Origin of the sequence: Pantoea sp. AS-PWVM4, from assembly GCF_000468095.1 — a bacterium.
Lineage (GTDB): Bacteria > Pseudomonadota > Gammaproteobacteria > Enterobacterales > Enterobacteriaceae > Pantoea > Pantoea phytobeneficialis.
This window is the reverse complement of the sequence record NZ_ASZC01000019.1, coordinates 150,283-156,386: the sequence shown is the minus strand read 5'-3', so window position 1 is coordinate 156,386 and position 6,104 is coordinate 150,283. Positions and strand designations below refer to the sequence as shown.

6 protein-coding genes are annotated in these 6,104 nt (G+C 48.7%); 3 read left to right on the top strand and 3 right to left on the bottom strand.

What is annotated here, in order from left to right; translation table 11 throughout:
- Positions 1 to 179: 179 nt before the first annotated feature.
- Complete coding sequence (locus tag L579_RS17905; protein ID WP_369758294.1) at positions 180 to 2,435, bottom strand: TonB-dependent siderophore receptor; 2,256 nt, start codon at positions 2,433 to 2,435, stop codon at positions 180 to 182.
- Positions 2,436 to 2,689: 254 nt separating this feature from the next.
- Positions 2,690 to 3,127 carry a bifunctional diaminohydroxyphosphoribosylaminopyrimidine deaminase/5-amino-6-(5-phosphoribosylamino)uracil reductase RibD gene (locus L579_RS17900; protein WP_021185594.1) on the bottom strand — a complete coding sequence of 146 codons (438 nt, stop codon included), beginning with the start codon at positions 3,125 to 3,127 and terminating at the stop codon, positions 2,690 to 2,692.
- Positions 3,128 to 3,437: 310 nt separating this feature from the next.
- On the opposite strand from L579_RS17900, the gene L579_RS17895 reads away from it, so the two are divergent.
- The 3 genes from L579_RS17895 to L579_RS17885 all read left to right on the top strand — a co-directional run bounded on the left by L579_RS17895 (position 3,438) and on the right by L579_RS17885 (position 5,729).
- Entirely contained in the window at positions 3,438 to 3,707 is a 270-nt protein-coding gene (locus tag L579_RS17895) for a hypothetical protein (RefSeq protein WP_036627298.1), read from the top strand.
- Between the two features lie 59 nt (positions 3,708 to 3,766).
- On the top strand, positions 3,767 to 4,222 hold the full coding sequence (locus L579_RS17890; RefSeq protein WP_235056621.1) for an Exc2 family lipoprotein: 456 nt from the start codon (positions 3,767 to 3,769) through the stop codon (positions 4,220 to 4,222).
- 262 nt (positions 4,223 to 4,484) lie between these two features.
- The gene (locus L579_RS17885; protein ID WP_021185592.1) at positions 4,485 to 5,729 is read left to right on the top strand and encodes an L-lactate MFS transporter; all 1,245 of its coding nucleotides are present in this window, start codon (positions 4,485 to 4,487) and stop codon (positions 5,727 to 5,729) included.
- A gap of 23 nt (positions 5,730 to 5,752) precedes the next feature.
- Here L579_RS17885 and L579_RS17880 read toward each other — a convergent pair whose 3' ends face one another.
- Positions 5,753 to 6,100: a cupin domain-containing protein gene (locus tag L579_RS17880; RefSeq protein WP_021185591.1), complete on the bottom strand. Its 348-nt coding sequence runs from the start codon at positions 6,098 to 6,100 to the stop codon at positions 5,753 to 5,755.
- Positions 6,101 to 6,104 lie beyond the last annotated feature (4 nt).

The window sequence follows — 6,104 nt, the reverse complement described above, 5'->3', positions numbered from 1 at the left end:
AAAATCACCGAAGCGAACACCAATAACCGTGTTCACATGACCGCAGAACTGTACAAATAACGGATGGTCGTACAGGGAAGTGCCGGAAGAGGTCGCCGCAAGGCGGCCTTTTCCGTTTTAAATGCAAGTCAGTGCACATCATAGCTGCCGGGCTAAAGATGGCAGCAGGCGGCTTTCTGTCAGAAATGCATCCCGAGCTCCATATAATAAGTACGTCCCGACTCGTTATAGGTGCGCGCTCCTGCACCATAAGCGTAAGTGCCGTTGGCGCCCGAGGTCAGCGCGTTGCCTGCGCGGAAGTGGCGTTTATCTAACAAATTATCGATACCCGCTGTGATATCGATATTTTTATTGATGTTATAAACTGCGCTCGCACCAAAAATGGCATAGGGGGAAACCTGCCATTTTTCACTGCCGGACGTGTCCTCACCCTGGGAGTTATATTTAGGCGGCTTTTGGCGGCCATACCATGTCATGGTTCCCTGGACAGAAAGGGCGTTGGTTGCCTGCCAGTCCAGCGTCGAGTTAATGGTATATTTCGGGATAATCGACAGGTAATCACCAGAGGTTTCGTTTTTATTGTCGATGATGTAAGTGAAATTGTTGTTCATGGTCAAATTTTCGCTGATCGGAAAATTCAGCGTGCCTTCCAGCCCCTGAACGACAGATTTTGGCACGTTCTGCCATTTATAGATGTTTGATGTACCGTTGCTGTACGCCGGGGAATAGCCTGCCTCGATTTTGTTGTGATAGTCGTTACGATACCAGGTCAAACCGGCCTGCACCCCTTCATGATGGTACTCGATACCGATCTCTTTATTGACGCTGGTTTCGGCTTTGAGATCCTTATTACCCTGTAAATAACAGCTGGTGGAACTGGCGTAGCATCCGTTGCCGCTGCTGTAGAGCAGATAATTGGGGTTGGTCTGGTACAGGTTAGGTGCCTTCCAGGCACGGGCAATGCCCAATTTCAGGGTAAAATCTTCTCCCAAATCCTGCGACAGGTTCAGCGAGGGGCTGATATTGCTGCCGGTGTAGGTTTGATGATTGAAACGTAATCCCGGAGTCAGTCGGGTTGAGTCGGTCAGGTCAATATTATCTTCAGTGTAGATGCCATAGATATTGGCTGAGCTATAGATGCTCCGCCCGGAACTGGAGACGCCGTCAACCTCCGAAGTATTGGTCAGAGTATTGGAGGTGGGATCTTTCATCGTTTGATGATTCATCTCCGCACCAAAGGTCATTGTCTGGCTGACCCACCCGTCAAAGGGAATGTTTACCTCGGAATGCAGGTTGGTATCATTCAGATCAATGGTAGAAAAACCTTCATCGGTCGTGCTGAATAATCCCTCCAGTCCACCGGACAGACCTTCGTTAAGTCTTTTATTACGGGTTTTCTCGAACTGAATGTAATTATTGGTGGTCACGCCGTTATCCCAGGCACCGGTATATTTCAGGGAGAGTGTTTGCCGGTAAATCACGTTGGTTTCTTTACCGTAATTTTCCTTAACCAGGGTGCTGCTGTTGGTGTTCTGCGTGTCACCGGCGTAAAGGTTGCCCTGGCGGCTATAACCCGCATTCAATTCCAGCGCCTGCATGGGCATAAACTCCCAGCGCAATACGCTATTAATGTTTTTATTGATCACCCCTTCACGGCCTGCCGGCACCATACCTGCGTATTTACCGCTACGCTCAGCTTCATGCCCGCTGTTAATATTCTGCGCGTCTGCCTGTGTTTTACTCCAGTTGCCATACAGGCGCAGGGTCAGATTATCCGTTAAAGCACCGCTCAGGCTGGCGTTATAACGTTTGGTTGCCCCTTCAGATTTGTGTTCTGGCACGTTGTAATAAGTGTTGAAATTACCATGCCACTCTTTTTCTGCCGGTTTGGTGATGATGTTGACCACGCCTCCCATCGCGCCATTGCCATACAGCGCGGCCGCCGGGCCGCGAATAACCTCAATACGATCGATCATTTCGGGCGGCACCCAGTTGCTGTCGCCACGGGTATCACGCTCACCACGCCAGCCATAGCGCACCGAGTTGCGGCTGCTGACCGGCATCCCGTCAACCAGAATCAGGGTGTTTTCGGGGCCCATACCGCGAATATCAATCTGGCGGTTATTACCACGCTGGCCGCTATTGGAATTACCGGTGAGATTCACGCCGGGCATGGTGCGGATCAGTTCAGAAACATCACGCTGGATAGGGTGTTTTTTGATGGCTTCACTGTCGATGATGGAGACGCCAGGCGCTTGCAGGGTTTGCTCGCGGGCGGTGACGACCAGAGTATTGTCGCTACTGCTTTTCTTATCGCTGATCGCCAGTTGTTGCACTGGCGTTTCACTTATTATTTCGTCTGCAAATGCAGGGGAGTTTCCAAGGCTGTACGCAATAAGACAAGCCAGTAGAGAATAGCGGGATATTGTTTTCATCATGAGATTTGTCATCTGTCCTTTGCCAACAAAAATGAAAACGCGAACTATAATGAGAATTATTATTAATTACAATAATGGGTTTTTATTGATCAATAAATGGCGGGAATAAATGCCGTTTCGTTATTATTTCGTCGGTTGACTTTTTGGCAGCGGTGGCAAGAAGGGAATGCGTCGCACCAGGTTGTGTGAAAGACCCATTAACCTTATATATCGACCTGGTATCTATTTTATTTTATCGGCCAGAGATTCAATCAGAGGTCTGATGATATCAGGTATTCAGAAAGGAATTCGGAAACCTCATTCTGGCAAATCCCCAAAGTGAAGCTGATGCCTGCATGCTGCAATATTTCAATGCCCGCACCCTGATTCTTTGGATGAGGATCGAGTAATGCAATGTAGATATGATTCGGTTTCAGTGAGGCCAGCGTCTTTGCACACGAGGGGGTTCTTCCCTGAAACGAACATGGCTCCAGCGTGACGTAGATATCGCAATCATTCACCGGTATCTCAAGCTTCGACAGGGCAGCAATCTCTGCATGGTGCAAGCCCGGTGATTGGGTAAAACCGGAAGAGACCACCTCGCCATTTCTCACGATCACACAACCCACGGGCGGGTTTGGCCGACAGTCCGGCAGCGCATTTCTGGAACACTCCAGTGCTAACAACATATACGTTTCCGGCTTATTCATTTGATCTGCCTCAGTGCCAATCCAGGTAAATAAAGCAACTACCAAATTTAGTAGTGACGATAATCACGGGTAGTTTTACAGTGCATACCGGGCCTCGCGGCCATTTTCTGCTAGTAGTAACGGTTGTCGGACACATAATCCAGTCTTAATTTGCCTTACGTAATATTTACAATTTCTTTTCGATATTCTTATTATGTGTCGTACCCCAGTGATTTCATAAAAAGCGTTGGACCGCAATGGTCCGAAAGCGCGAGGCCGTTCGTTCAGCAGTTATTCATAACTATTGATCTTATCCAGGGGAAGGGAAGGCATGGGAATTTCACAGGCAAAACTGATTACTTTGCGTCGTATGCAAAGTGGCACTAAGCACCGGCTACGTGGTGATAAAGCCATAGGGCTGGAAATGAAATGTGATTTTGAAATTGAAATGTGCAAACGAAGGGATATTACCTGCCGAAGTTTGGCGTCATTGATGCGGTCGGGGCTGATTGAATTCATTGCCTCGCCCACGGATATGTCACGCTATTACGAGGTAAGACTAACGGAAGAGGGTGAAAGGGTGGTGAATGACAATCGATGAATTCACCTGACTGATCCCGGCCAGCACCCCGAGGTGCTGGTTTCAGCCCGACAGGGCTGATGATAAATCAATCGTTTTATGCAAAAGGAAGCTTTTTAATGAATGGAAACCTCCGCATTGTGAGTGTTGTCGCTTTATCTCTCCTGTTACTGAATGGTTGTGCGCAAACGGATACCAGCGCCAAACGGCATGCGACTAAATTCGTCTATAAAGTCGAAGATTCGGATCCCAATTTTGTGATGAACAAGGCTGACTCCATCCGCATGGCGACGCCTTTTTTTGCCCAGTTCTGGCAACTGGGCAAAAAAGATCGTGCACAAGGTGTCTCCAGCGCCGATGCGCAGAAAAGAGTCAGCTATTTCCACAGCGATGAGTTCATAAAATCAATCAGTGGAACCTCGCACTTTGCCGGTAAAGAATATAAAGATGACGCCACGTTATCGCCGCGCTGGCGCAACAACATGTCGGAAGCGATTGCACAAACCTATATGGACGGTTATCTCGGCATAGAATAACTGCCCGTATCTGACGGTGTCCGGTTATGCCGGGCACCTGTCATGCTGCTGAATATCCTCGGTAAATATTAAACATCAAAAAAACATGATTTTTTTCTTATATATTAGAGTGTTATCCGTGTCATCTCTCGTCTGTTTATGAGTTTTTCAGGTTGTTTTTGTTTATATATGAAATGTATTTAAATAAGAAATTTATCCTTTTCATAAGGAAATGGAACATATATAGAATTTAGATGGATTACTATTTGATAAAGGGATTTTTATGAATTGCCGTTGGGTTATCGCAGCCGGAGCGGTGGGTATCCATATTTCTTTAGGTTCAGTTTATGCCTGGAGTGTATTTAAAAAGCCTTTTATGGATGCCTTTGGCTGGAATGAGTTTGAAGCAGGGTTGCCATTTGGTCTGGCTATTTTTGTACTGGGGATGTCTGCTGCGGTCATGGGGCATGTTGTTGAGCGACGTGGGCCGCGATTTTCGGGGTTTCTCGCCACGGGTTTATGGGGTGTCGGTCTGATGGGGGCCGGTGTAGCCACCTCTGGCATGATATCGAACGATACGTTGCGCTTAGGTTTGTTACTGTTTTTTTGCCTGGTCGGTGGCTTTGGGCTGGGGACGGGATATGTCACCCCGGTATCGATGTTGATGAAATGGTTTCCTGACCGGCGCGGTCTGGCAACGGGCCTCGCCATTATGGGCTTCGGCTTTGGGGCTTTTTTAGGCGGGCCGATTCTGAGTTTACTTATTGGCTCGGTAGGTATTGCTCAGACCTTTTTCCTACAGGCAATCAGTTACACGGCAATTATGTTGTTATCATCAGCCTGTCTGAAATTACCGCCACCAGACTGGCAACCCGCGCGGGAAAAGGTGAAGCCCGGCAAAATACCGGCTCAGGGCGTGATGCCAATGACAGCCAATCAAGCGGTCCGTACTCGCTGTTTTTTAGGGTTGTGGCTGATGATGTTTATAAATATCACCTGCGGTATTGCGTTAATTTCCGTCGCTTCTCCACTGGCTCAGGAAGCAACGGGTATATCAGCACTGGCAGCGGGGTCGCTGGTTGGGATGATCGGGTTATTTAATGGGCTGGGGCGAATTGCGTGGGCATCTTTCTCCGATATTATTGGTCGTCCCAATACCTACATTATCTTTTTCGCTCTGCAAATTGTCGCGTTCTGGCTACTGCCCTCATTGCAGCACGTCTTACTGTTTGAAGCGGTTTTGCTGTTGATCATGACTTGCTATGGCGGTGGTTTTTCCACGTTGCCTGCCTATATTGGCGATATTTTTGGCTCCCGCCAGGTCAGTGCTATCCACGGATATGTGCTGACCGCCTGGGCGCTCGCAGGGCTGGTCGGATCGTCCGTATCCTCTCTGCTGCGACAAAGTACCGGCAGTTACGAGGCAATGATGCAGGTGTTTGTCTGGGGATTAGCGCTGGCGTTGCTGGTGTCGGTGGCAACGAAAATGTACCTTTTACGCCAATTGCGTCCCGACGCTCGTAGGTAATCAGCGGATACCAGCCTGCCCGTTTATGCTAAATCGGGCAGGTCAGTGCGGTCGCCTCGCGTGGTAGGGTGGGAAATAACAATAAACTCTACCGCGTCATCGCTGTCGTTTCTGGCCTGGTGTTTTGCCTCGGGAGGAATTTCGATGCCCTGCAACGCAGCGATTTCCTGCTTTTCACCTTCCAGCTCCATGGTCAGCACGCCCTTCACGACAAAGAAAAATTGTCGGGATACGGCGTGGTAATGCCGCTTTTCCTCGGTATGCGGTGGCATTTTTTCGTGAATAACCAGCATGTCCTGGCGTTTGACCAGATACCATCCATCGCATCCTTCACCCCAGATGTAGTGCTCGGCATTATCTTTAGAAATCATCTGA